At 42.2% G+C, this 25,843-nt stretch carries 21 protein-coding genes; 10 read left to right on the forward strand and 11 right to left on the reverse strand.

The features are described 5' to 3' along the window. Both HWQ40_RS04475 and HWQ40_RS04480 read right to left on the reverse strand, forming a co-directional pair. The coding region (locus tag HWQ40_RS04475; protein ID WP_292775212.1) for an AAA-like domain-containing protein at positions 1-1,039 on the reverse strand (1,039 nt) is incomplete at its 3' end. Continuing rightward, entirely contained in the window at positions 1,039-2,613 is a 1,575-nt protein-coding gene (locus HWQ40_RS04480; RefSeq protein ID WP_292775214.1) for an AAA-like domain-containing protein, read from the reverse strand. The genes HWQ40_RS04480 and HWQ40_RS04475, both read right to left, overlap by 1 nt. Positions 2,614-2,994: 381 nt before the next feature. Between HWQ40_RS04480 and HWQ40_RS04485 the strand changes: the two genes are divergently transcribed. Further along, positions 2,995-4,140, forward strand: coding sequence for a hybrid sensor histidine kinase/response regulator (locus HWQ40_RS04485; protein ID WP_292775216.1), 1,146 nt, complete (start codon positions 2,995-2,997; stop codon positions 4,138-4,140). 195 nt (positions 4,141-4,335) lie between these two features. Beyond that, positions 4,336-5,718 (forward strand): aldehyde dehydrogenase, encoded by a 1,383-nt coding sequence (locus HWQ40_RS04490; RefSeq protein WP_292775218.1) that lies wholly within the window; start codon positions 4,336-4,338, stop codon positions 5,716-5,718. A gap of 82 nt (positions 5,719-5,800) precedes the next feature. On the opposite strand, the gene HWQ40_RS04495 is transcribed toward HWQ40_RS04490, so the two are convergent. From HWQ40_RS04495 to HWQ40_RS04505, 3 genes are all read right to left on the reverse strand, one after another. After that, a complete protein-coding gene (locus tag HWQ40_RS04495; protein ID WP_292775220.1) occupies positions 5,801-6,406 on the reverse strand; it encodes a sulfite oxidase-like oxidoreductase in 606 nt (201 codons plus the stop codon). A 307-nt stretch (positions 6,407-6,713) separates the two neighbouring features. Then, entirely contained in the window at positions 6,714-6,887 is a 174-nt protein-coding gene (gene rpmF, locus HWQ40_RS04500) for a 50S ribosomal protein L32 (protein ID WP_094328804.1), read from the reverse strand. A 196-nt stretch (positions 6,888-7,083) separates the two neighbouring features. Further along, on the reverse strand, positions 7,084-7,575 hold the full coding sequence (locus tag HWQ40_RS04505) for a hypothetical protein (RefSeq protein ID WP_292775221.1): 492 nt from the start codon (positions 7,573-7,575) through the stop codon (positions 7,084-7,086). A 202-nt stretch (positions 7,576-7,777) separates the two neighbouring features. On the opposite strand from HWQ40_RS04505, the gene HWQ40_RS04510 reads away from it, so the two are divergent. Continuing rightward, positions 7,778-9,634 carry a caspase family protein gene (locus HWQ40_RS04510; protein ID WP_292775222.1) on the forward strand — a complete coding sequence of 619 codons (1,857 nt, stop codon included), beginning with the start codon at positions 7,778-7,780 and terminating at the stop codon, positions 9,632-9,634. Positions 9,635-9,745: 111 nt separating this feature from the next. Here HWQ40_RS04510 and HWQ40_RS04515 read toward each other — a convergent pair whose 3' ends face one another. Then, positions 9,746-10,123, reverse strand: a complete 378-nt coding sequence (locus HWQ40_RS04515; RefSeq protein ID WP_292775223.1) for a Mo-dependent nitrogenase C-terminal domain-containing protein — start codon at positions 10,121-10,123, stop codon at positions 9,746-9,748. 706 nt (positions 10,124-10,829) lie between these two features. Between HWQ40_RS04515 and HWQ40_RS04520 the strand changes: the two genes are divergently transcribed. After that, the gene (locus tag HWQ40_RS04520) at positions 10,830-11,651 is read left to right on the forward strand and encodes a lecithin retinol acyltransferase family protein (protein WP_292775225.1); all 822 of its coding nucleotides are present in this window, start codon (positions 10,830-10,832) and stop codon (positions 11,649-11,651) included. 155 nt (positions 11,652-11,806) lie between these two features. Here the strand turns inward: HWQ40_RS04520 and HWQ40_RS04525 are convergent, their stop codons facing one another. The 3 genes from HWQ40_RS04525 to HWQ40_RS04535 all read right to left on the reverse strand — a co-directional run bounded on the left by HWQ40_RS04525 (position 11,807) and on the right by HWQ40_RS04535 (position 15,930). Further along, positions 11,807-13,579: a ribonuclease J gene (locus HWQ40_RS04525; RefSeq protein ID WP_292775227.1), complete on the reverse strand. Its 1,773-nt coding sequence runs from the start codon at positions 13,577-13,579 to the stop codon at positions 11,807-11,809. Positions 13,580-13,859: 280 nt separating this feature from the next. Beyond that, positions 13,860-14,744, reverse strand: a complete 885-nt coding sequence (gene dapA, locus HWQ40_RS04530) for a 4-hydroxy-tetrahydrodipicolinate synthase (RefSeq protein ID WP_292775228.1) — start codon at positions 14,742-14,744, stop codon at positions 13,860-13,862. Positions 14,745-14,892: 148 nt separating this feature from the next. After that, on the reverse strand, positions 14,893-15,930 hold the full coding sequence (locus tag HWQ40_RS04535; RefSeq protein WP_292775229.1) for an aspartate-semialdehyde dehydrogenase: 1,038 nt from the start codon (positions 15,928-15,930) through the stop codon (positions 14,893-14,895). A gap of 887 nt (positions 15,931-16,817) precedes the next feature. Between HWQ40_RS04535 and tig the strand changes: the two genes are divergently transcribed. From tig to HWQ40_RS04555, 4 genes are all read left to right on the forward strand, one after another. Next, positions 16,818-18,251, forward strand: coding sequence for a trigger factor (gene tig, locus HWQ40_RS04540; RefSeq protein WP_292775231.1), 1,434 nt, complete (start codon positions 16,818-16,820; stop codon positions 18,249-18,251). A 363-nt stretch (positions 18,252-18,614) separates the two neighbouring features. Continuing rightward, the gene (clpP, locus tag HWQ40_RS04545; RefSeq protein WP_292775232.1) at positions 18,615-19,313 is read left to right on the forward strand and encodes an ATP-dependent Clp endopeptidase proteolytic subunit ClpP; all 699 of its coding nucleotides are present in this window, start codon (positions 18,615-18,617) and stop codon (positions 19,311-19,313) included. A 9-nt stretch (positions 19,314-19,322) separates the two neighbouring features. Continuing rightward, positions 19,323-20,663: an ATP-dependent protease ATP-binding subunit ClpX gene (gene clpX / locus HWQ40_RS04550; RefSeq protein ID WP_292775233.1), complete on the forward strand. Its 1,341-nt coding sequence runs from the start codon at positions 19,323-19,325 to the stop codon at positions 20,661-20,663. An 83-nt stretch (positions 20,664-20,746) separates the two neighbouring features. Then, positions 20,747-21,667 (forward strand): alpha/beta hydrolase, encoded by a 921-nt coding sequence (locus tag HWQ40_RS04555; RefSeq protein ID WP_292775234.1) that lies wholly within the window; start codon positions 20,747-20,749, stop codon positions 21,665-21,667. A gap of 71 nt (positions 21,668-21,738) precedes the next feature. On the opposite strand, the gene HWQ40_RS04560 is transcribed toward HWQ40_RS04555, so the two are convergent. Together HWQ40_RS04560 and HWQ40_RS04565 are read right to left on the reverse strand one after the other, a co-directional pair. Continuing rightward, positions 21,739-22,326, reverse strand: a complete 588-nt coding sequence (locus HWQ40_RS04560) for a Uma2 family endonuclease (RefSeq protein ID WP_292775236.1) — start codon at positions 22,324-22,326, stop codon at positions 21,739-21,741. 133 nt (positions 22,327-22,459) lie between these two features. Then, positions 22,460-23,443, reverse strand: a complete 984-nt coding sequence (locus HWQ40_RS04565) for a GntR family transcriptional regulator (protein WP_104905920.1) — start codon at positions 23,441-23,443, stop codon at positions 22,460-22,462. 277 nt (positions 23,444-23,720) lie between these two features. Here HWQ40_RS04565 and HWQ40_RS04570 point away from each other — a divergent pair, with 277 nt between their 5' ends. Further along, positions 23,721-24,461 carry a dienelactone hydrolase family protein gene (locus HWQ40_RS04570; RefSeq protein ID WP_292775237.1) on the forward strand — a complete coding sequence of 247 codons (741 nt, stop codon included), beginning with the start codon at positions 23,721-23,723 and terminating at the stop codon, positions 24,459-24,461. A 121-nt stretch (positions 24,462-24,582) separates the two neighbouring features. Continuing rightward, on the forward strand, positions 24,583-25,485 hold the full coding sequence (locus HWQ40_RS04575) for a S1 RNA-binding domain-containing protein (RefSeq protein ID WP_292775239.1): 903 nt from the start codon (positions 24,583-24,585) through the stop codon (positions 25,483-25,485). The last annotated feature ends 358 nt before the right edge of the window (positions 25,486-25,843 follow it).

Consider the following 25,843-nt stretch of genomic DNA (forward strand, 5'->3'; position numbering starts at 1 on the left):
CCATCCCTTCTAAAATCAGCTTCAAAAAGCCAATCATACCGTTGAGGGGGGTACGGATTTCATCGGATACATTAGCCAGAAACTCGCTTTTGGCTCTTTCTCCTTCCTCACGAGCTATATCAAGTTGTGCAAGAAGTATTCTCCTGTCAAATTTTTGGCTAGTATTTAAAAACTTATGATCTTCATTACTTAATTGTTTACCTATTGCCCATTCTTGAGCATCTTGTAATGCCTGTCCTCGTAATAAACGCGACTCGTCATTAGAGCTAGACAATAACCAAGCTGTTATTGCCTCAGCGTATGGTCGTAAATCAGCTAATGCTTCATCGACCCAACTCTGGTTAAATACACATTTATAAATTTTGTTATAAATCCTTAATTTACCTTGTTGTTCAACTACCAAACCAGATAGTCGTAATTCTATCTGTTCAAGAGTTTTAGCACCTGCTACTTCACCTTGCTGTAAAATCTGCTGATAAAGCCCCAGCATCTGTGCAGCAAGCTGTTCATTTTGCAAAATCCGATCGCGTATCGTCCGAAAATGTTCTGGATCATCCTGATATTTCCAATTATCAATAATGTAAGATCGTACCAAATTTTCTAATTCTGGAACTTCTATATATTTTGGAATTAACTTACAAAGCTTCTGAGTAAGAAATGGTTGCCCACCCGTCCAATCTATAACTTCTTGCAGAATTGCTTGAGGATTATTGACTTTACCTACCAATCCCTCAAGTAAAGGTTGAACTTCATGAAATTCAAAGCCTTTTAATTCAATTGCTTGACCTATATTAAATGGTGTACGCTTTTTATCTCTAATCAAATCCGAGGGAGTAGCTACTCCCAATAAACAAAATGCGATTTGCACTCGCAAGCTAGACTTACCCATCTGCCGTGAATTTAAAACATAACAAAACTCCCCAGCTTTCAATGCCTCATACAAATCTCTATCTGCTTGTCGCACTACATAACTGGGGGCATCAATTGGTAAACTGCCACCAACTTGATATTCATAAGCTGGGTTTTGTTCTATGTTCATCAGCTAACTCTCAAGCGATCGCGGAAATATTGACGATACAAATCACAACGTGGCGTTACATCATTTCCTTGCTGTTGTAATAAGCCCATGCTGAGTAATTTAAAGCATTGTATCGAATTCAACCGAACTGGGCTAGTATTGGCAACTACCTTTTTGATAGCAGCAGCTAATTCTGGACGCTGTTCTAAATTCCACAAATGCCGACGTAAATGGTCGCTATAAGGGCCAGCTTCTGTGGGGGCTGTTTGCAAAAGCAGATTGAGCGTAATATCCTGCCTGGCAATATGATAAAGTGCCACTCGTACAAGATAGGGATGCCCTCCCACCATTGCCATTAGTTGTCCAACTTGGGTAAAACTCCAATTGAGTCCATGCCTTCGTGCCAAATCAAGAACCTGTTGGGTGTTAAACTCTGGTAATTCAATTGGCAAGCCTACATTAAACGGCGATTGATTGATATTCATTGGAATATAAACTTCTGTGGAATGCACTACTACCAACCGCAATTTTTTCCAAATATCCCGGTTTTTAGCATCTTCATGCCAAGCGCGTAACAGCCCAAAAAAGTCATTAGCAATTTCGGGATATTGAAATATACGATCGACTTCATCCAATCCCAATGCTAAGGGTTGGTTGATTTCTGGCAAAAGATATTCCTCGAAATAAGCGGTGCAATTGTCCTTACTGCCAAAAATATCATCCCAGTAACCTGCTAACTTGTTGGGTAGCCTCAACCTCCGTCCCACACTGGCACAAAACCACTGAAGGAACTTATCTAAATCATCTGCAAAAACCTTTCCATCTGCCAATTGAAAGCTCAAGGGCACGGTTAGATAATCTTGTTGTGACGCTTGATGAAGAATCCGCGCCATGAGTGAGGTTTTACCCATCTGCCGGGGCGCTTTGATCCGAATCAGAGATCCTGGCTTCAAAATTGCCTCGTAGCACCGAGATTCGCTGGGAGGACGCTCAATATAAAACGCCGAAGCCAAATCCACCTGTCCTTCAGGCAATTCTGGTTCCGCCACTGGTAGAGGCGGTGAGAGAGTGAGAGAGTGAGGGGGTGATGAAGGGAAAAAATCACTACTCATCTCTCCATCTGCCAATCTTTTTACATCACCGTCTGCCAGTAAACTAAAAATTTCCTGTAAAATTTTGGAAGTATCGGCAGGTGAATTCCACTCTCGCTGCTGAACCTGTTGTAAGTAGCCCCGCAAATCATAATTCAGTGGCGCACTCCAAGAGAAGTTAACGCGAATGGGCAAAATCACTGGCTTATGCTTATCGCTGCCATCCCGTAACTGCTTGGCCTGTCTCACCTCTTCTGTCACCATCTCGCTAGTTGCCGATCGCTCAGACAAAAGCAACAAAAAGTAATCACACAGTTTTAATTCTTCATCAATGCGCTGAGGCCATTTTTCCCCCAAGCGAATACTCTCGCCCGCCATAAATGCTTCGTGTCCAGCAGCTTTAAGAGCTTCATAAAAATTATGGGCCAGGCTCAAATCTGGATCTTGACTGCGATAGCTGATGAAAAATCTGGCATTTTTACTGGCTGCTGGCAAAGTTGGCATAGTCGGATCAATATCCAGAAATTTTGATAAATTTGACTATATTTTCTTGCAATGTACAGAATCGAAGCTAGCCTTTACTTTTTTTACAGGCGACTCGTCAGTAGCTGTTACATAAATTAGTCACATATTTGTTTACTAAATTGCTACCACAATAGTGTCACTATCCTCTGTATTCAGTTCTAGAAGTTTACGAGCCATAATTCAATTAGCTTGTAGCTATCTGCTAAAAAGTAAGTAAAGTAGTTTTTAAAATGCATTTATATAAATTTTTTGGTAAAAATTTTTCTTTGGAGGAAGTTTACTTAAGAGAAGTATCTAAAAAACTATACCAATAAACCAGTTTCCCTAAAAATTTACTTTTATCCTGTACTTTGCATCTTTATGACTTCACAATCTTCTCGCTCTGACAAAATTCTAGTTGTCGATGACTCTCCTGATAACGTGTTTTTGATCAAAACTATTTTGGAAGAAGAGGGTTACACGATTAGCACCGCAGAAAATGGGATTTCGGCCTTGGCAGAATTGAAAGCTTCTCCTTGTGACTTGGTTCTGCTGGATCTGATGATGCCAGGTATGGACGGGTATGAAGTCACTAAGCACATTCGTGGAGAGATGAAATTGCCGCAATACATCCCCATATTGCTGATCACTGCCCACGATGCGCCCAACGTCGCCCACGGATTAGATTTGGGTGCTGATGATTTTATCCGCAAACCTGTAACAGTAGATGAATTGCTGGCAAGGGTGCGATCGCTCCTGCGTTTGAAGCATAGTATGGATGAACGTGATGAAATTGCCCGTCAGCGAGAAGATTTTGTCTCCCGCCTTACCCACGACTTACGCACTCCCTTAGTAGCCGCCGATCGTATGTTGATGCTATTTCAGCAAGGTGCATTGGGAACATTATCAACGCAAATGCAGGAAGTAATCGCCATCATGGCCCGTAGCAATATCAACCTGCTTTCTATGGTAAATACTTTATTGGAAGTTTATCGTTTTGAAGCAGGTCGCAAAAGTTTGGCGTTTCAACCAGTTAATCTAGGTCAATTGCTAGATGAAGTGACTGGAGAATTGTCACCTTTAGCTCAAGATAAAACACTGTCCCTAAATTTGGACGTTACTGAAAAGTCAATCACAAACACAGTGATGGGCGATCGCTTGGAACTGCATCGTCTATTTACCAACCTCATCGGAAATGCGATCAAATTTACCGACTCCGGGTCTGTTACTATTCGTTTTACTTCCCAACGCCAGTTCAACAAAAGTAATCAATCTCAGTTCTCTGAAACATCCAATTCCGTTGACTACATTAGAATTGAAATAGCGGATACCGGCCCAGGTATTCCCCCTGAAGAACAAGCCACCATCTTTGAACGATTTCGCCAAGGCAGTCATAAGAGTTCTGGTAGTGGCTTAGGACTGTATCTTGCTCGTCGAATTGTCGAAGCACATCAAGGCATTATTTTGCTTAATTCTGAGTTGGGCAAAGGTAGTGTATTTATTGTGCTTCTACCCACTAAAACATGAGAAAATTAGTAATTAGAAATTAGGAATTGTAGAGTTTTTTATCCTAGCAATTCATGATTTATAACCTTACTACTATCTACCGATAATTTAAACTAAAAAAATCAATTGGAAAATCAAACGCTAAGAATTGACGAATCAAATATGCTGAGATAACAGCATTAGTATTAAATAAATACTTTTTGATAGGACAAAACAATGATTACCACTGAATTATCTAATATTGGCGATATTATCCAGAATCAGCGAGAGTTTTTTCAAACGGGCAAAACTAAAGATGTAACTTTTCGCATTGAACAGTTGAAAAATCTTAAGCAAGCAATCATTGAGCATGAACAGTCAATAGTCGAAGCATTACAAGCGGATTTACATAAACCAGAAGTAGAAACTTACCTTACAGAAATCAGCGTAATTAAGGATATTGATTACGCCATCAAACATCTTCAAAACTGGACTAAACCCGAAAAAGCAGCGGTTTCCTGGGATTTTTTTTCCTACTCAGCGAGAATTTATCCAGAACCGTTAGGGGTTGTCTTAATTATTGGGCCTTGGAACTATCCATTTCAGTTAATTATCTCACCGTTAATAGGTGCGATCGCCGCTGGAAATTGTGCAATTATTAAACCTTCAGAAATTGCTTCTCATACGTCTGATATCATAGCTAAGATTATTGCCAAACATTTTGACCCTGCTTATCTTGCAGTAGTTGAAGGAGGCGTGGAAGCAAGTCAAAAACTACTAGCAGAAAAGTTTGACCACATCTTTTTTACTGGTGGTACGGCTGTCGGCAAAATCATCATGGCAGCAGCAGCAAAATATCTCACACCAGTGACTTTAGAATTGGGTGGGAAAAGTCCTTGCATTGTAGATACTGACATTAATCTGGAACACACTGTCAGACGAATTAGTTGGGGCAAATTTATTAATGCTGGACAAACTTGTATAGCCCCCGACTATCTTTTAGTTAATAAAACAATCAAAAAAGATTTAATAGATGGTCTGGAAAAATCTTTAAAAGAATTTTATGGCGATAATCCTGTAAACAGTCCTGATTATGCCCGGATTATCAGTCAAAAACACTTTGAAAGGTTGGTGAGTTTTCTCAAAGATGGAAAAGTTATCATCGGTGGAGAAAATCAACCTTCAGAGCGTTATATTGCCCCAACACTAATTGATAATGTCTCACTAGAAGATTCTGTAATGCAGGAAGAAATTTTTGGGCCTATTTTACCGATCATTGAATATACTGACATTGCAGAAGCGATCGCCTTGATTAACTCTAGACCTAAACCCTTGGCATTGTATTTATTTTCTCAAGACAAAAACGTGCAAAAGCGAGTTTTACAGGAAACTTCCTCTGGTGGAGTCTGTATTAATGACACAGTTATGCAGGTTGGTGTCTCGTCTTTACCATTTGGTGGAGTGGGAGATAGCGGTATCGGCAACTATCACGGCAAAGCTAGCTTTGACACCTTTTCCCACAAGAAAAGTGTATTGCAAAACTCCTTCTGGCTCGATTTAAAATGGCGATACGCTCCATATCAGGGCAAATTGCCACTCATAAAGAAACTTCTGGGTTAAAAAAGTTAGGAGTTATGAGTGAGAAAGAAAAATCTATAACTCCTAACTCTGCCAATTTTAAATTTTTCCTTCAATCCAAAATCTAAAACCCAAAAGCGTTGCTGTAACGTTCCTCAGCCCAGGGTTCACCACGGCGATGGTAGCCATTGCGCTCCCAAAAACCAAGTTCTTCAGCAGCTAAAAATTCCAACCCATTAATCCACTTAGCACTTTTCCAAGCGTAGAGGTGGGGCACAACTAGCCGCATCGGGCCACCGTGTTCAGATGGAAGGTCTTCACCAAAAACTTTAAAAGCAAAGAAGTTTTCTTCGCGCAGAAAATCTTCTACAGAAATATTGGTGGTGTAGCCGCCATAGCAGTGTTCCATAATGTGGGCTACTTTCGGGTCTAATTCAATCAGACCCATGAAATCTGTCACTTTTATGCCAGTCCATTTGACATCGAGTTTAGACCAGCGCGTTACACAGTGGAAGTCGGCTGTAAATTCGTGTTGAGGTAGCGCCATAAAATCTGACCAACTAAAGGTAGCAGATTTCGCTAAACCCCAAACTCGAAACTCCCATTCCTCAATGCTAACTTGGGGAGTTTCACCGTAAGTTAATACGGGGAAACCTTTAGCTAAGTGTTGACCAGGAGGAACGCGCTCGCCTTCTTCTTTGCCTGGTTTCTGAAAAAATTTTCCTATCATAGTTGGAGAAAAATAAGTTTTCTCAAGATATTTATAAATTTTTTTGCTGAGTTGCCAACACCACCAGACGTTTTACTCTTTATATGATTACTTGATCGTGACTCATGGATGATAGGTAATGGGTAATGGATGTTCCCAATTACTCACTACCAATTTTTTCGATCTAATGAGCTTGTGTAGAGTATTTACGATTCATAATGCCATCAGGAAAGCTAATAAAAAGCATTTATCCAGTGGTAAGAAGTTTGATTGATAACTTTAGCAATCAAATCTATCGGTGCTGTTCATGCTTTTCCTGACTGGGAAATTATGATTCTTCTTCCTCTTCTTCAGCAGCTGGATATACAAATGTAGAACGTCCAGTCAAAATCGACTTGCCTAGAGATAGGGCTTTCTGAGCTTCGACGACGGCTTTGTGCCTCCAGGTAGCTCGACGTTTATCTCGTTTTGATTTTGAAGTTTTCTTCTTAGGAACAGCCATGTCAGCAGATATCGCGATTCTTGACAACCTTCTTATTCTAGGCCATCCACTGACGCCAAGGACAACAGTTGAGTCAGGAATAAGTAAGTTGGGTTAAGACTGACGCCAGGACGCGGGAACAGCAAGAATGACTTTCTTTAAATCCCCCAAGGTTCCGAGCCAAGAAAGCTTTGGCTCAGACTTCTAGTTCAACCCTTCATTTTGGCGTTGACACAGCGCTAGCTGCTGGAACTTGATTAGAGTTATTTTCAAAGAAAAGTAGAGATCGTGCAGTTTTGAAGTAAGTCGCCCAATTTTGAGCATCGGGACGCGATCGCCATTGAGGACGACTGACATCTAATGTCAGGACTGGTGCGATCGCTCCATAATTTTGTACGGACACAATGATGGAAACATCTGTCACCAAGATATCTTGGTCGAAGCTCCTTTGAGCAGCTGCCCTAGCGACCGCTTCCGCCCTCCTGAGAACGGTTTCATAGTTTTCTTCCGGCAGGCGGTCAATAGCTAGATCGACTCTAGCGGTGTAAGCTCGCACAACCTGCGGTGTGATCGCTTCCATCAAAAACCACGCAGGAACAGTAGATATGAGCAAAACTACTAAAGGAATTATCCGGATTCTTCTGGCAATTTGGCTAATAACTGAAAAGGGAGCGAGCGATGATGGTAGGTGAGCAGAAATTTTGCTCATGACCTTCTATCTCCTTAGTAATGATCTGTTATTGAAATTAGGTAAAGGTATTTTCCGGCTAATTAACGTAATAAAAATTACATTCTAACTTAAGATTCAATCAGAATCACCTAGACTATAAGACATAGGTTAGCTTTGTTTTTTTGGCAAAGCCAACCGCAATTTTAAGACCAGCAAACAACAATAACTGACAAAGAGCGGGATGGCAAATTACTGGGCGATCGCGATTGGTATCAATCAATATCAGTTATTTCAACCTTTAAGTTGTGCCCAAGCAGATGCTGAGGCACTAGAAGATTTTTTGGTGACAGAGGCAGGTTTTCTCCCCAAGCACTGTCAAGTCATGACAGATACTTCGCCGCCGATTGGGGATAGATCGACTTACCCGACAAAGGAGAATATTTTGCTGCTGCTTGAAGATTTGGCAGCAACAAGTTGGCAACCGGAAGACTATCTGTGGTTATTCTTTAGCGGTTATGGAGTCAATTACAAGGGCAAAGATTACTTAATGCCAGCAGAGGGCAACCCCGAACTCGTGCAAGAGACTGGCATAGAATTGCGATCGCTAATGCAAAGTCTGCAACTTGCTGACTTAAATGTATTACTACTACTCGATATCAACCGTGCTTTTGGTACCCAAGCGGATGCTCCCGTTGGTGAAGAAACAATAGAACTAGCCCAAGAACTACAACTGGCGACAATTCTTTCTTGCCAACCAGAGCAATTTTCCCATGAGAGTAGCGAACTAGGTCACGGATTCTTTACAGCAGCTTTATTAGAAGCTTTACGTTCTGGTAATGGCAGCAACTTGGCAGATTTAGAAAGCTACCTAAGCCTGATTGTGCCAAAGTTATGTCACCACCACTGGCGTCCGATCCAAAACCCTGCCACTATCATCCCATCAAGGCAGCAAGTAATCTTGCCAAAATTGGCAATGGAAAGTGATTTTCAATCAGAATCAGTGATTTATCCGGAAGAATCCTTTGCTGTTGCCCTTGCAGCTCCTCCCCTCGATGATTCCCCTAGAACTTCAGCAGATCGGGGCAGACGGGGAGAAGTTAGTGTGAACTCCTCCCAACAGGTGAAAGGTCAAAAAGTCCAGGAGTCAGGAGGCAGCTTAGTTTCCCAACCAATGGCAAAAACTTCGTTGGGAGTGAATACCAGAGGAAGATTTATCCCCAATTCCTCTAAAGGTTACGTCTCTCGATTGCCAGCAAATCAGCCAAGCATCCCTTTTTGGAAACAGTTTATCTTGTGGGGCGGAGGCAGCTTGCTGGTAGCAGGTTTAATCGCCGTAGTTTTTCTGCGTAATCAAGAAACTTTTAGAATTAAGCAAATATCAAGTACATCACCCAATGCTTCTGTTAGCGATCGCCAGGTTGTCGAGAATTTACCAAGTGATCGCACTCCAGCAGTTAGACTTAACAACCAATCTAGCGCTCAAATAACTTCTAGTTCCCAGTCAAAAAAGCGAAATCAAGCAGTTTTAGACCTGGCGAAAATGTCGCTCAGACAAACTCAGGCGAGTGATTTGAGCATGGCGATCGCTACAGCCCGGAAAATTCAACCCGGTGAACCACTGTACGAACAAGCTCAGGAGAATATTAAGATTTGGAGCCAGATGATTTTAAATTTAGCAGAAGGTCGTGCTAAACAAAGACAGTATGCCACCGCTATTGCTGCTGCTCGATTAATTACCAAAGATGAAGCCCCCTACGCGAAGGCACAAGCAGCAATTAACCTGTGGCGCTTAGAGGGTAAGCAGTATGTGAGTAACAAAACTCTTTTAGATGCAGCGAACGCCTTAATTAAGTCTGAACAGGCATCTACCTACAATCGGGCGATCGAAGTTGCCAAGAAAGTACCAGCCGATCAACCAGGCTTCGATACTGCCCAAAAATCGATCAATAAATGGAGTGAGAAAATTTTAGACTTGGCCAAACGTCGCGCTGCCGAAGGAGAACGTAATGCTGCAATTGCCACCGCAGCTTTAGTGCCAGAGGAGACAGGCGCTTACGAAGATGCTCAAGATGCCATTCAAAAATGGCAAAAGAAATAGTAAAGAAATAGTAAAAAAATAGTTAGAAGTTAGGAGTTAGGAGTTATATTATTGATCCCCGACCTGTTACTCCTGACTCATTACTTTTACCTCAGCTCTCATATCTCAGTATTAGCAGTACTGCGATACATCTTCGCCACACTCGTCGGCTAGATAGCACAACGCTCGGAAACGTAAACCAACCACTTCTTCATATAAGGGGTTGAGCTTGCACATGGGTGGGATGTGAAACAAGGTCTTCCCAAATAATTTGACATCGCGCTCAAAGGGGCACTGAGATGGAATCAGTTTGCACAAGCGGTGAGCTAGTTGGCGATCGCGGACTTTAATGTTTTCTACTCGCTGCCGTAAGGGTTGGAGAATACCCCAGTAAGGCTTGGAAGGAGAATGGTTAAGCTGGGTTGCTTTATGGTCAGTAGTCTCTGCTTGATTGATTGATACCCAGCTTGCCAGAAAAATCTTTTTTGTGGTATTGTCGAATACCTTCATGGTTAACCCTCTGTGTTATTGAGGCTATTCACCTTTTTGATGAATATATACAACGTGGCAACGAACTTTCCCGGAAAAATCGCGTCCTGACTGCGATATAATGTAATACCTGATTAGCCACTTAAGTCAGAACCTAATTTATTACTACGTCAAGTTAATCGCAAATTTCTGGGGATCGGTAGTGTAATATTACGATCTTGTTCATAACTTGACACAGTTTAAATTTTAATAAAGACATCCATCATTGGATAGGTTTTAGTGTAACATTTACAGAACTTAATATAAGGTCTTTTTGAAAGAATTTTTGCTAAGTATAAACATCAGTAATATCCTAGAAGGCATTTCTCCTCTCCGTGTTCCCACTTTCTCACGTAAGTGTGTCTTGTTCATCGCTGGCTGAATACCGTAGAAGTAGTGATTTTTAATCGAGTAGAATCGATTGCATTTCACAAAACTTAGGTTGCAGTGACGATTACTTACTCAAAATTGGACTCAGTAATTTATAAAGAACTACTTAAAAAATTTATTTTTTAAGTAATTTATCTTATGAATAAATATTAAACGTATAAAAAAATGATTTTAGTTTTTTAAGCTAATTCGGTTTAAGCACTGTTGTAATCGGCAGCTTCATTGTGTCACAAATATTTTAGGCAATTAATCATTAGGTTGCTTTCAACATAAACTGAGTATTAAAGACGACTAAAGTATGAAAATAGGCGATCATATTTACTTTAATTATGGTGGTTACAGCCATCATGGTATCGACTGTGGTGATGGTACAGTCATCCACTACACAAAAAATCAGGGAAATATTTCTCGTGTTTCTTGGGATTTATTTGCATCTGGAAAAATAGTATTTGTGAGAGAGTATGGTAATTGTGACTTACCTGATGTTGTAATTCAACGTGCCGAAAGCCGATTGGGAGAAAATATTTATGACCTGTTTGGTAATAATTGTGAACACTTCGCTACATGGTGTAAGACAGGTATACATGCAAGCGAACAAGTAAAAAATGCTGGAGCAGTTACAGGAGGAGCATCTGTAAGTGGAGCCGCAGTTGCAGGTAGTATTGGTGTTGTCAGTGCTGCCGGAGCCGCAGCTGGACTAAGTGGAGCCGGGATTATGTCAGGTCTAGCTACAGTTGGTGGAGTTGTTGGTGGGGGAGCTGTTGCGGGCATTGGCGCACTTGGTATGGCTCCTGCTGCTATAACAACCCTGGCAATGAATAGTGTTTTAGAAGATAACGAAAATCTCACTAGCGAGGAGCGAGAAGCTCGTGCTGTTGGCAGAACGATGACGACTGTTGGGGCTGCTGCTGGTACTGTAGGAGCCGTTGGTGCTGTTGCAGCTGCTGGAAGCGTTGCTGGTCTCGGTGCTGCTGGAATCACTTCAGGGTTAGCCGCTGTTGGAGCGACAGTTGGCGGTGGTATGGCAGCAGGTGTAGCTATCACAGTTGCAGCACCAGCAGTTGCAGCCGCAGCAGTTGGTTATAGTGCTTACTGTTTCTGGAAATGGATATCAGAATAATAAATCAGCAATTTAGAGACAGTTGGTTATACCCACCACTACTCAACCTCTATCAAGGTAAATGATTTTTCTCTAACTCTCATGCCAAAGCGCAAAGACGTTCAGAAAAACTCTGCGTCTTTGCGCTTGTGGGTGAGATTTTTACCTTAAATTCTCTATGATGCTACCTGAGCAGCAGTCCGAGTGCGCCGTCTTCTGCCATCAGCAACTTTTACAGGTGGCTCATCAGGGATTTGCATCAACAAAGTCACAGATGGCTGACATTGTAATTCCCGACGGATGGAACGTTGCAATTCTCGTTCTAAAGTACCTTGCAATCCACCCCAGTCTATATCTGCTGCTTCACCTTCGCTAGGAGCAAATTCTGTCCAGCGCACAGAGAGGATTTCTTCAATGCGTTGTTTTACCCAGGTTTGTAAAAGCGATCGCTCTACACTTGTTACTACACCCCGAAGGTGAGTTTCTGGTTTTGCCAACAGTTTACCATTCCAATCAATGGCAGCTGCGATCGTGATAATACCTTCTGAAGCCATGCGTTGCCGTTCTTGCAGCACTTTGGCGCTTACCATACCCGAACTAGTAGTATCTACCAATTCAATACCAGATGGCACTTTACCAGCTACGCGAATGGCATCTTCTGTCAGTTCGACAATATCACCATTCTGAATGATAATCATGTTTTCTGCGGGAATGCCCATACTCTGAGCCGTTTCTGCGTGCTTCACTAGCATCCGATGTTCGCCGTGAAATGGCACAAAGAATTTGGGTCGAGTTAAGGCAATCATCAGTTTTTGTTCTTCCTGACAGCCGTGACCGGAGACGTGAATCCCTTTATCCCGTCCATAGACCACTTTTGCACCCTGAATCATTAATTTATCAATGGTGTTGACTACAGCGATCGTATTTCCGGGAATTGGGTTAGCAGAGAATACTACCGTATCTCCTTCGCGGATTTTAATGTGAGGATGTTCTTTGTTGGCAATGCGGGTCATGGCTGCCATTAATTCACCCTGAGAACCTGTAGTTAAAATCAGTACTCTTTCATCGGGTAGATTGCGGACGGCGTGCAATGGTTGCAGCAGATTATCTTCACACTTGATGTAACCTAAATTGCGGGCATGAGCAATCAAGTTCAGCATAGAACGCCCGACAACTGTCACTACACGGTTCTGCTTCTTGGCGATATCCAAAATCATGTTGATGCGATGGACACTAGAAGCAAAGGTTGTGACAAATAATCGTCCAGGTGCTTGACTAAATACTCTCTCCAGATTGGGATAAACTGAACGTTCTGAAGGCGTAAATCCTGGTACTTCGGAGTTAGTAGAATCACTTAGCAAACAAAGAACACCTTTTTCACCATGTTCTGCTAGGCGTTGCAAATCAAACTTTTCACCATCTACTGGGGTATGGTCAATTTTAAAATCCCCTGTGTGAATAACTACACCCAGGGGAGTATGAATGGCAACAGTGAAACTATCAGCGATGGAGTGGGTATTACGGATATATTCGACTAAAAAGTTTTTGCCAATCCGCACTACATCACGTGGTAGAACTGTTCTAATTTCTGTGCGATCGCGGACTCCTGCTTCTTCTAATTTACCCTCTAGCATTGCCATTGCTAGTCTGGGCCCATAAATCACCGGGATATCAAATTGCTTGAGATGGAAGGCAATCCCGCCAATATGGTCTTCATGACCATGAGTAACGATCATCCCTTTAATTTTGTGGCGATTTTCCCGCAGATAGGTCGTATCTGGTAAAACAATATTGACACCATGCATCGCCTCTGTGGGAAAAGCCAATCCTGCATCTAACAGGATAATTTCATCGTCATATTCAAAAAGACAGGTATTTTTACCAATTTCATGCAAACCGCCCAAAGGAATAATTTTCAAGGCGGAATTATTAGCTTCGTTTTTAGCCATTTTCTCCTTAGATTGTTACTTGTGGTTAATTAAGTTGATAGTTAACGAACTTGTATTTAAGACAACATCATCTGCCTCTTAAGTCAGTCCCAAAGCAATCAAGTTTTAATTGAAGATTTCAATTTTTTATTCAATAAAATCAACTGTAAAACTCAAGGATTCATAGTATATCTATCAGTCCTAGCACAGGTTTTTAAATTGCAACTTATGAACAATTATGATCTTTGTTTATATGTATCTTTGGCAAGGAGGATACTACCAGCATTTCAATAGCTGGTGGCTAGATTAAACTAAGTTCTTTCAGAACCGCTTCTAACTTTTGACTGACTTCTAAATCAGCTTCACATAGCGGCGGACGAGTTGAACCAACCTCCCAACCTTGAAGTTTCAGTGCTTTTTTCACTGGAATGGGATTTGAAGTGAGAAATAGAGCTTTAAACAACGGGAAAAGTTGGAGATGAATGTCGCTTGCTACCTCAATTTTTCCTGCACTAAAAGCTTGAATCATCTGCTGTAGTTGGTTTCCTACCAGATGAGAAGCTACACTTACCACACCCTTTGCCCCGATCGCTAACAAGGGCAAAGTCATGTAATCATCACCAGAATAGATGTGGAATTCTTTTGGTGTCAAGCGACGAATTTCGCTTGCCTGATCTATATTACCAGTAGATTCTTTAATCCCGACAATATTGCTAACCTCAGCTAACCGGGCAACTGTTTCTGGCTGAAGGTTTTGTCCGGTACGACCGGGGACATTATATAACAACAACGGTAAGTCGGGACAGGCTTGTGCTATCGCCTTAAAGTGCGCTTCCAATCCCGCTTGTGGCGGTTTGTTGTAATAAGGAACAACTTGTAAGGAACCATGTACTCCTATCTTAGACGCTTTTTGGGTGGCTGCGATCGCTTCTTTGGTGGAATTTGATCCACAACCTGCAATTACCTTGGCTTTTCCAGTTACAGACTGCAATACCTCGACAAACAACTGGTATTCCTCATCCCAACTTAGTGTCGGGGATTCTCCTGTTGTGCCGCACATCACCAATGTATCTGTACCGTTGTTAGCTAGATGCGCCGCCAGTTCTGCCGCTACATCATAGTTGACACTACCATCTGCTTTAAATGGTGTAATCATAGCGGTTAAAACATTGCCAAAATCTCCCACCCTTTTTTCACTCCTGATTACCCATGTTTTTGTATCTTGGTGGTTCTCTATTGTAATAACCTATTTGCAAATTGCTTTCAAGTGTCATTTTTACTTTGTCATTAGTCATTTGTCCTTTGTCACTTTACCAATGGCCAATGACCAATGATTAATGACTAATAGCTAATGGTTTGAATAGATTTTTCTCTACCAACAACTCAGCGATTTGTACTGCATTCAATGCTGCGCCTTTGCGAATTTGGTCGCCACACAACCATAATTCCAACCCACAAGGATGAGAAATATCCTGACGAATTCTTCCCACTAGAACTTCATCTTGACCTGTTGCTTCAATGGGCATCGGAAAATGATTAGTTCCCCAATCTTCGACCAATTTTACTCCAGGTGAGGAATTTAAAATTTCTCTGGCTTCCTTCGCACTAAAGGGAGTCTCAAATTCTAAATTAATGGCTTCTGAGTGAGCGCGGAGTACGGGAACCCGTATACAGGTTGCAGTGATTCTGATTTGCTGCGTGCCAAATATTTTTCGGGTTTCATTGACCATTTTCATTTCTTCCTCACAATAACCCAAATCGTTTAATGGGGAGTTATGCGGGAATAAATTAAATGCCAATGGGTAAGGCAATATTTCGGCAATCGGTGGCTGTCCTTGTAGTATAGCGCTTGTTTGGGTTTTGACTTCTGCCATTGCCCTAGCCCCAGCACCACTAGCAGATTGGTAGGTTGCAGCGACGATGCGTTGCACTGGTTTAACTTTATGCAATGGCCAGACTGCCACAGCCATTAAAATCGTTGTGCAGTTGGGGTTAGCAATAATGCCTTGGTGATTCGCTGCGGCTTGGGGATTCACCTCTGGAACTACTAAGGGAACTTCTGGGTTCATCCGAAAGGCACTGGAGTTATCAATTACCACTGCACCCTTTTCGACAGCAACTGCTGCCCAAGTTTTGGATGTGGAACCACCTGCACTAGCTAGTACTATATCGACATTTTCAAAAGTGCGATCGCGAACTTGCTCTATTGGTATATTTTCACCTTTAAACCGCAGCGATCGCCCGACACTCCGCTCTGATGCCAATAACTTCAAGTCAGCAACCGGAAAATCACGACTTTCTAATAATTCCAGCAACTCTGTGCCAACTGCACCAGTCGCTCCCAAAATAGCTAAACGGTAGGATTTCGACAAACTTCCTTCCTCCTTTAAGAGACTTATCTGCAATTTCTTGGAACAATTGAGAATTTACTTATCTTATATATAAATAGCGATTGCAGTCTGGGAATACATTTTTAATACGTTTAGATTTTTCTCTAATTTAGTCTATCTTTATATATCTAAATTTATTTTTTTTGGTTTTTTAATAAGTTAAGTAATGTTGCCTTTTAAAACAATGTTGATTTAATTTTTTCATTTTAATTTAACTATATATTATACAACAAACCGCCATTTAGCAGAAAAATGGAGATATCTGCACTTAGGCGTTTAACAGGCATCCTACCTGTAAAGAAACAAATGTATTGGCTGCAAAGTTCTTACCAAGATGAATATACTAAGATCGAAATGTATAAAGCTAGCACAATGTAAAACTGAGCTACGTGGTTAGGTAACAGATGCGCTCTTGTACCACACACAACTTAATAATAGCTAGATAATAGCTAGACTCAATACTATAACTTTAACCTGGGCGTACTAACCACTCTTTGAGAACAAGGATATCACGGCGTTAGCCCACTGAATAATTAATTCCTAAGTTTTAGAGTGAGAGGGGAGTAGGGAGTGGGGAGTGGAGGAATAATGAGGGAGCAGGGAAAGCAAGGTAAAGATGGAGAATAACCAATGCCCAATGCCCAATGCCCCATTAACCAAATTGTTATGAAGGTAAAATGTCAAGTCCTTGGTCATTGGCAGTAAACTGGATCTTTGCCCCAGGACAAACATCCATCGTTGGATGTCACAAGACCTTTTGGCAAATTCCCATTGCCCCTAAGAGACATCAAGCCATAAACGCAAACAATTATTTTATTGCGTCTTGTGTGTACTCGGAGTATAAAATACCAGAAAACTAGAGACGAAGCATGAAAGTCACCCAGGAAAAACTTCCCGCCAGCCAAATTGGCCTGGAAATAGAGATTACGTCGGAAATTACCAAGCAAACTTACGAACAGGTCATTAAAAACTTAGCGAGTACTGCCAATATTCCTGGGTTTCGTAAAGGCAAGGTGCCTAGACCGATATTACTACAACGGCTGGGTACAACTCGAATCAAGGCAGCGGCGCTGGAAGAACTAATTCAAGATGGCATTGAGCAAGCAGTCAAACAAGAAGCCATTCCAGCAATCGGTCAGCCGCAATTGCGCTCCTCTTTTGAGGATTTGATTAATAATTATGAACCGGGAAAACCCCTGACAATTTCGGCTGCTGTCGATGTAGAACCAGAAGTGAATCTAGTGCAGTACACTGATTTACAAGCCAAGGCTGAAGAAGTCAAGTTCGATCCAGAGCGAGTGGAGAATACGCTGGATAAGGAACGTCAAGAATTGGCGACATTGATTCCTGTGGAAGGGCGTGCGGCCCAAATCGGCGATATTGCCGTAGTCGATTTTAAAGGTTCATTCGCCAGAGTTGAGGGCGAGGACGAAACAGCTGAATTAGAACCGATTCCCGGAGCCGAAGCAACTGATTTTCAAGTTGAATTGCAGGAAGATAAGTTTATTCCAGGCTTTATTTCGGGAATAGTGGGGATGAATCCTGAAGAAACCAAAGAAATTGCGGCACAGTTCCCAGATCCGTATGCTAATGAAGAATTAGCTGGAAAAGCGGCAACTTTCACCGTGACGCTCAAAGAAATCAAAGAAAAGGAACTACCAGAAGTAAATGATGATTTAGCCCAGGAAATCAGCGATTTTGAAACCTTAGAGGAGTTACGTGCTTCTTTGGTAGAGCGATATCAAAAAGAGGCAGACGACAAAACAAAAACCAATAAGCAGGAAGCCTTGTTAACAGAACTGCTCAAGCACGTAGAAGTTGACTTACCAGCAACATTGATTGAGCAAGAAGTGGATGCGATGCTAACGCAAACAGCAATCCGGCTGTCTCAGCAGGGATTGGATGTGAGAAAGCTGTTTACTCAAGATATTATTCCGCAATTGCGGGAGCGATCGCGTACTGAAGCAATTGAACGCATCAAACGCTCCTTATCCTTACGGGAAATCGGCAAACGCGAATCTATCGAGGTAACACCAGAAGAAATCGCAGCCAGAGTCACAGAACTTTTGGAGCAGTACTCGGAGGAACAAGACGTTGATGAAGATAAACTGCGCTCAATCGTGGAAAACGAATTGTTAACCGGAAAAATCGTCGATTGGCTCTTAGAACACTCGTCAGTTGAACTTGTACCGGAAGGTTCCTTGAGTCCTGCGGAGGAAACAGAAGACGCAGAATCAGATGTTGATGCACCTCAGACTGAGGAAGAAAACAGCGAAGCTTCCACACAAGTTACAGAAGGATAATAAAAAATCCCACAGTCATGAGTTCACCAGTTCTGAGTTAAAGTACTGGTGAAATGGGTAAGCTAAGGCAGATGAGGGAGAAATCAATTCAAAATTCAAAATTAAACAACTTCTGCCTCCTCTTTCCCAATGCCCAATGCCCAATGCCCCATGATTCAGAGATGAAGTCAAAATAATTAAAGAATTAATGAATTTTCGGCAAATAGTGACACCTGTTATCACTTGAGCTTGATACTGTGTTACACGAGAGGAAATTATATGAGGCATAATGGTTAACACGTAGCTTATAAAAATTCCATTCGTTGAAAAGGCAGCATCTGCTGCTGAAACATTTGTCCTAAATAATCGTCAAAGAAAGCTTGTATGCTTGAATCGCAGTCGGGAAATTCCCCAATCAGCAACTTAAGTCGAATAAACATTAACTCCCAGTTAAGCGGTCCTAGCAACATCGTGCCGATGGTGATAGAGCAGTCTGGCATGGGAGAAAGAGCTTTCGACATCTACTCCCGCCTGCTGCGAGAGCGGATTATCTTTTTAGGAACGCCAATAGACGATGCCGTAGCCAACTCAATTGTGGCTCAATTGTTATTCCTAGACGCCGAAGACTCAGAAAAAGACATCCAACTGTATGTTAATTCTCCTGGCGGCTCCGTCTACGCAGGGATGGCAATCTATGATACAATACAGCAAATTCGCCCTGATGTTGTTACCATCTGTTTTGGATTAGCCGCGAGCATGGGGGCATTTTTGTTGACAGCAGGAGCTGCCGGTAAGCGAATGTCTCTGCCCGACTCCCGGATTATGATTCACCAACCACTTGGTGGCGCTCAAGGTCAAGCCATTGACATTGAAATTCAAGCTAGAGAAATTCTTTACGTTAAGGCCAAGTTGAATCAGTTAATGGCTCACCATACTGGTCAACCCTTAGAAAGAATTGAAGCAGATACTGAGCGCGACTTTTTTATGTCGGCAGAAGAGGCAAAAAACTACGGTTTGATTGATCAGGTCATTTCCAGGCAAAATCTTCCCGTAGCAGGGGAAAACGTCACCATTCTGAAATAAGAGGCTGGTATGTCTAAGTACGACTCCCATTTGAAATGTTCATTTTGTGGCAAGTCTCAAGAGCAGGTGCGTAAATTAATCGCAGGGCCGGGAGTCTACATCTGCGATGAATGCGTTGACTTGTGTAATGAAATACTAGACGAGGAGTTACTCGATACCAATGGTGCGGCAGCACAACCAGCACCAAGAGCAGAGCCACCTGAAAAACGGCGTACTCACTCTGCTAGTATTTCGTTTAATCAAATACCCAAGCCAAGAGAGATTAAAAAGTATCTAGACGAACACGTTATTGGTCAAGACGAAGCGAAGAAAGTTCTGTCAGTAGCTGTTTACAATCACTACAAGCGGCTGGCAGTCATTCAGTCTAAAGCCAGTGGCAAACCTGGGGCGGATGATGCGATAGAACTGCAAAAATCCAACATATTGTTAATTGGCCCGACTGGTTGTGGCAAAACTCTCTTAGCGCAAACCCTAGCGAAAATCCTCGATGTACCCTTTGCTGTCGCTGATGCAACGACGCTGACGGAAGCGGGGTATGTGGGAGAAGATGTGGAAAATATCTTGCTGCGACTGTTGCAGGTGGCAGATTTAGATATAGAGGAAGCGCAACGGGGAATTATTTACATTGACGAAATTGACAAAATTGCTCGTAAGAGCGAGAACACGTCAATTACCCGTGATGTTTCTGGCGAAGGCGTGCAGCAAGCCTTGCTGAAAATGTTAGAGGGAACGATCGCTAATGTACCACCCCAAGGAGGGCGCAAGCATCCTTATCAAGACTGCATCCAGATTGATACAAGTAATATATTGTTCGTCTGTGGTGGTGCCTTCGTGGGCTTAGAAAAGATTGTAGATCAGAGAGTTGGCAAAAAAGCAATCGGCTTTGTGCAACCGGGAGAAGGTCAATCGAAGGAGAAACGAGCAGCAGACACTCTTCGCCATCTAGAACCGGATGATTTAGTAAAATTTGGCCTGATTCCAGAATTTATTGGGCGGATGCCAATGGTAGCAGTAGTAGATCCGCTAGATGAAGAAGCGCTGATGGCGATTCTCACACAACCACGTAGCGCCTTAGTGAAGCAGTACCAAAAGCTGCTGAAGATGGATAATGTCCAGCTAGATTTTAAAGCAGATGCTTTGCGAGCGATCGCTCAAGAAGCTTACCGCCGTAAAACTGGTGCGAGAGCATTACGTGGTATTGTCGAAGAATTGATGTTGGATGTAATGTATGAGTTACCATCCCGTAAGGATGTGACGCGCTGTACAGTTACAAGGGAAATGGTCGAGAAGCGATCGACTGCCGAACTGATAATACATCCATCTTCACTACCGAAGCCAGAATCAGCTTAATAGTCATTAGTCATTGGTCAAAAAATAAGGAATAATAACCATGTACCAGGGACTAATGACAACTGACAAAGGAAAAATGACTAATGCCTTATATTAATGTTCGTGGCGTTGAGCATTACTACGAATGGATGAAAAAACCATCCGGTTCTCTGGTAAAACCAGTGATGGTTTTCATGCACGGTTGGGCTGGTTCGGCTAGATATTGGCAAAATACTGCTGATGCTTTATCAGAGCAATTTGATTGTTTACTCTACGATTTGCGGGGATTTGGCCGTTCTCGTGGAAAGCCAACCATCGCCCAAGCAAGTGAAGCTGTTGCTGAATCTGAGTCACCACAGGAAGAATCAGAGGCAATCAGAGAGTTAACCTATGAATTAGAGGAATACGCTGATGATTTGGCAGCTTTGCTAGATGGGTTGCATATTCAGCGTGTTTATATCCATGCTCATTCAATGGGTGCTTCTGTTGCCACTTTATTTTTTAACCGCTATCCCGAACGAGTAGAACGAGGAATTTTAACTTGTAGCGGTATTTTCGAGTACGATGAAAAATCGTTTAGTGCCTTTCATAAATTCGGTGGCTATGTAGTGAAATTCCGTCCCAAATGGTTAAGTAAAATTCCATTTGTTGACCGGATGTTTATGGCCAGATTTTTATATAGTTCCATACCACATTCTGAACGGCAAGCTTTTTTAGAAGATTTTCTCGAAGCAGATTACGATGCGGCTTTAGGGACAATTTTTACTTCAGTCAGTAAGGCTCAAGCTGAAGTGATGCCGCAAGAGTTTGCCAAGCTGACAGTGCCGACTCTACTGGTGGCGGGGGAGTATGACAAGATTATTCCAGCCGAGATGGGGCGTCAAGCAGCTGCACTGAGTGACAAAGTAGAATTTGTGATGATTCCCAACACAGCGCATTTCCCAATGTTGGAAGATGTACCAACTTATCTACAACGGATACAAGAGTTTTTGCAAATTAACACGCCAAAATCACAAGTGGGGTAGCTTGTTGTAAGCTTGAGTTTTTGATTGAGATACTCGTTACCTGCTTTTGCGTCACGGTCAGTTCCAAGAAGTTATTTTCGGATAGCCTGCACAAATTCAGCAACAGCGTCGTACTGGTCAGGATGCCCAATATATTGCAGCAACAAAGCTGGGTCTAAATTCGGAAAGAAACCACTACGGTGTACTTCCTCATATTGGCCACTCGCATTTAAACAGAATATTTTTATCTGGTCAGATTTCCAGAACCAAACTTCAGGCACTTTCTTGGGTTTGTATAACTCTTTTCGGTTAATAGTGCCACTAGTAACAATAACTTCAATAACAATGTCTGGCGTTTTTTTATTGCTGCCAATGCAGTAAGATTCATCTGGTGTGCCAGAAGTATACCCAGGTTCTTCTAAAGTAAAACCACCAAGACTGTAGAACCGGATTCCCAACTCTCTCATGTAAGCTTCTAGCAAGTAGCAGAGAGTTCTTTTTACGTACTCATGTTTTTCACCAATGGGGGACATAATTTCTAATATTCCTGACAAATAAGAGAGTCGGACATTGCGGTTGTCCTTTAGCTGTGCCTCAATAGCTTTGAATTCCTCCCATGAAACATCTGCGACGGTCACTAGTTTCTCTTGTATGGGATAGTTCAGAAGTGGGATGCTCATATCGCCTCTCAACAGTTTTAGATATACATCTACTTGATTGCTTCCACCAAACTAACGTAGGGTTGTATTTCCACAATCATAATCCTGAGTTATTTGCTAGCTGTGTCCGTCTATGCCATTCTTACCCTTTGAATTAACTTAAACCCAGTTCTCGTTTTAGCAAGTTAATCGAGTTAGCGCCAATATAATTTTCAACCTTAATCAGCTTTGGTGGACGAATAATATCTTCATCAGAGGCTTGCACGGCTGCTTGTACTGCCGCAAAACTGGCTTGGTCGCTTATGATGACCTCAGCCCGTTTAACCATAGCCTGAAGTTTATAGGCATCTTTTGGTTGTGAAGTCATCACCAATAGTTCATCACCCCGCAAACCGTGGAGGATCACTTCTGCGGCTCGTGCAATCCCGGAACTAAGGCTAACTATGCCAACACAGTTTTCTTTTGGTAGGGTTTTCAACAGGCTGAGTTCTTTGCTGTAGTCGTAGATATCGAGAGGAATTACTCGTGCAGCTTTTGGAGCTGCGATCGCTTCTACATTACTGATAAAATATCGACTTGTAACTACTGTCGCAGAGGTAGTTTTATCTAGCACAGCTGTTAATTCTTCCATTGCTACCAACTGTACTGGGATTTTTAGCGATCGTTCTAATTCATACACCATCAACTCACCAGCACCCATATCATAAGATGGAACTGCAACCAGTACCCGCGCACTACAACGCAAGCGCCAGTCAATTTCCGCTAAAAATAGCTCTCTAGCTTGATTCAGCGAACATCCTTGGGAGAGCAACTCGTCAAGTGCTTGCTGGACAACTTGATATGCATCAGGATTTTGTTTGAGAATTGGTGATTGCAGCCTACTACCGCCCTCATGACCTTGGGCACGAACATAAATACCTGAACCAGCCATACTTTCAACAAATCCGTCTTCCTCTAGTTGACGGTAAACCTTACTTATGGTATTACGATGTAACCCCGTTTGCATTGCCAGCGCCCGTGTGCTTGGTAATTTGTAAGCAGGAGGATATTGCCGAGAAGCGATCGCAAATCGGATTTGATTAAACAGCTGGGTTGATGCGGGAATTTCGCTGTCTGGCTGAATACGGAATTGAATCATCACCAAACCTCCTGAATACTAAGTGCTAATGAGTGCTGAGTTTTGGGTATTAAGTGTTGCTTTTATACTCAACACTTTTAACTCAGCCCTCCTTTTGTGACCAGCTACATTTGCTACATCTCAAATATGTTTATTTACATATAAAGTTGTTCTGATACAAATTTCTAATGCGCTCACTATTGGTAATTGATAATTTAATTAAAAAAAAGCTGGGCATACTGGCATAGTTATATCAAATAAACACACGGCTAATCACACAGCACTGGTAAAAATTATTATGACAGAGCAAGCAACAATTACCACAACGGTTAATCTTTTGCAAGATAATATTCAAGTGCCTGCTTATCTAGCAGAGCCAAAAGAATCTGGTTCTTACCCAGGAGTTGTAGTATTACAAGAGATTTTTGGTGTCAACGTTCACATTCGCGAAGTTACAGAACGGATTGCCAAACTTGGGTATGTAGCGATCGCACCTGCACTTTTTCAACGGATTGCTCCTAGCTTTGAAACCGGATACACACCCGAAGATATTGAAACGGGCAGAAGCTACGCCATGCAAACTCAAGCCTCAGAGTTATTGAGCGATATTCAACTAGCAATTGACTACCTCAAAAATCTGCCTCAAGTGAAAAAAGATGGTTTTGGCTGTATTGGCTTCTGCTTTGGCGGTCATGTCGCATATCTTGCAGCCACCTTACCAGATATTAACGCTACAGCTTCCTTCTACGGTGCTGGGGTTACTACCCGCACGCCCGGAGGTGGCGCTCCTACTGTCACCCGCACCAGAGAAATATCAGGTACTCTCTATGCCTTCTTTGGTACAGAAGATGCTAGCATCCCAGCCGAACAAGTAGATGAAATTGCAGCAGAGTTAGAAAAATATAAAATTCCTCATCGTGTGTTTCGCTACGATGGAGCTGATCACGGATTTTTCTGTGACCATCGCGCCAGTTATAATCCTAAAGCTGCGGCTGATGCTTGGGAGCAAGTAAAACAACTCTTTGGTCAACTAAACTGAAGCATACACAGCCAAGTTAGTCATTGGTCATTGGTCATTGGTGAATAACAAAGGACAAATGACAAATGACAATCTAAACTTCAGTTGCACCATATCAAATAACAACTAATCTTCAAAAGTCATGAATTCCGAATCGAAACTTTCTCAAACAGCCAATTCGCCCTTTACAATGGACGATTTTGCCAAAGCACTAGAAAAACACGACTACCAATTTCAAAAGGGACAGATTGTACATGGCAAAGTTTTCCAACTTGACCATGATGGAGCCTATGTTGATATTGGTGGCAAGTCGTCAGCTTTTCTGCCGCGCGATGAGGCTTCTTTGAGAGCAGTTACCGATTTATCGGAGGTGCTGCCATTGCAAGAGGAAATGCAGTTTTTGATTATCCGAGATCAGGATGCAGAAGGGCAAGTTACCCTTTCTCGAAAGCAGTTAGAAATTCAGCACATCTGGGAACGACTGGCCGAAATGCAGGAAAATGCTCAGACTGTACAAGTACGGGTTATGGGTGTGAATAAAGGTGGTGTCACCGTCGATATTCTTTCTTTGCGGGGATTTATCCCGCGATCGCACCTAGCCGAGCGTGATAATTTAGAAGCACTCAAAGGTCAAAATCTGACTGTGGGTTTTTTGGAAATTAATCGTAACACCAACAAACTCATCCTTTCTCAACGTTTAGCAACTCGTTCTAGCAACTTTAGTTTATTAGAACTAGGTCAACTGGTAGAAGGTAAAGTTACTGGCATCAAACCTTTTGGTGTATTTGTCGATTTAAGTGGGATGAGTGCCTTACTTCATATCAAGCAAGTAAGTCAAAAATTTATTGATTCTTTAGAAAAAGTATTTCAAGTTGGTCAGCCAATTAAAGCTGTAATTATTGACTTGGATGAGGGGAAAGGGCGGGTTGCTCTTTCTACCAGAGTTTTGGAAAACTTTCCTGGCGAAGTGCTAGAAAATTTCGATGAGGTCATGGCTTCAGCTGAGGCGCGTGCTAATAGAGCTAATAACAAAGTACCTGAATAGTTTTGAGGTGAGCTGCTTGCACAAAGTATAAATAGTGCATAGGCGTCGCCTGTTGTAGACATCGCACCTGCGGTATGTGGGATTAATCGGTCAATAGTGCCCAAAAAGTGATCAAAAATCCAAATTGTGGGTTATTTTACTACTCCCCCTGCATCTATAAAGATGTGGGGGGATTGAAAATTGTGAAAACTTTTATTTAACAGACTATTTTATAGTACTTGGTCAAGTTAGTATCAAGGATTTTTGATATAGCGGTTCCCATTCAGATGCGGTACAACATTATATCGCGGGGTGTAGGGGCACGGCAGTGCGCATTGGTGTCAACTTAAGCTGAAACTCCTTTAAAACCTCGTTTTCA

The sequence above is a fragment of the Nostoc sp. NMS9 genome, assembly GCF_017114995.1.
In the GTDB taxonomy this organism is placed as follows: Bacteria; Cyanobacteriota; Cyanobacteriia; order Cyanobacteriales; family Nostocaceae; genus Nostoc.

Coding starts and splice junctions, on each gene's coding strand:
- clpX (WP_292775233.1), top strand. CDS start 19,323: ATGTCTAAGTACGACTCCCATTTGAAATGTTCATTTTGTGGCAAGTCT.
- HWQ40_RS04515 (WP_292775223.1), bottom strand. CDS start 10,123: ATGAAGGTATTCGACAATACCACAAAAAAGATTTTTCTGGCAAGCTGG.
- HWQ40_RS04555 (WP_292775234.1), top strand. CDS start 20,747: ATGCCTTATATTAATGTTCGTGGCGTTGAGCATTACTACGAATGGATG.
- HWQ40_RS04520 (WP_292775225.1), top strand. CDS start 10,830: ATGAAAATAGGCGATCATATTTACTTTAATTATGGTGGTTACAGCCAT.
- rpmF (WP_094328804.1), bottom strand. CDS start 6,887: ATGGCTGTTCCTAAGAAGAAAACTTCAAAATCAAAACGAGATAAACGT.
- HWQ40_RS04480 (WP_292775214.1), bottom strand. CDS start 2,613: ATGCCAACTTTGCCAGCAGCCAGTAAAAATGCCAGATTTTTCATCAGC.
- HWQ40_RS04575 (WP_292775239.1), top strand. CDS start 24,583: ATGAATTCCGAATCGAAACTTTCTCAAACAGCCAATTCGCCCTTTACA.
- HWQ40_RS04560 (WP_292775236.1), bottom strand. CDS start 22,326: ATGAGCATCCCACTTCTGAACTATCCCATACAAGAGAAACTAGTGACC.
- HWQ40_RS04510 (WP_292775222.1), top strand. CDS start 7,778: ATGGCAAATTACTGGGCGATCGCGATTGGTATCAATCAATATCAGTTA.
- HWQ40_RS04485 (WP_292775216.1), top strand. CDS start 2,995: ATGACTTCACAATCTTCTCGCTCTGACAAAATTCTAGTTGTCGATGAC.
- HWQ40_RS04490 (WP_292775218.1), top strand. CDS start 4,336: ATGATTACCACTGAATTATCTAATATTGGCGATATTATCCAGAATCAG.
- HWQ40_RS04495 (WP_292775220.1), bottom strand. CDS start 6,406: ATGATAGGAAAATTTTTTCAGAAACCAGGCAAAGAAGAAGGCGAGCGC.
- tig (WP_292775231.1), top strand. CDS start 16,818: ATGAAAGTCACCCAGGAAAAACTTCCCGCCAGCCAAATTGGCCTGGAA.
- HWQ40_RS04570 (WP_292775237.1), top strand. CDS start 23,721: ATGACAGAGCAAGCAACAATTACCACAACGGTTAATCTTTTGCAAGAT.
- HWQ40_RS04565 (WP_104905920.1), bottom strand. CDS start 23,443: ATGATTCAATTCCGTATTCAGCCAGACAGCGAAATTCCCGCATCAACC.
- HWQ40_RS04505 (WP_292775221.1), bottom strand. CDS start 7,575: ATGAGCAAAATTTCTGCTCACCTACCATCATCGCTCGCTCCCTTTTCA.
- HWQ40_RS04525 (WP_292775227.1), bottom strand. CDS start 13,579: ATGGCTAAAAACGAAGCTAATAATTCCGCCTTGAAAATTATTCCTTTG.
- clpP (WP_292775232.1), top strand. CDS start 18,615: ATGCTTGAATCGCAGTCGGGAAATTCCCCAATCAGCAACTTAAGTCGA.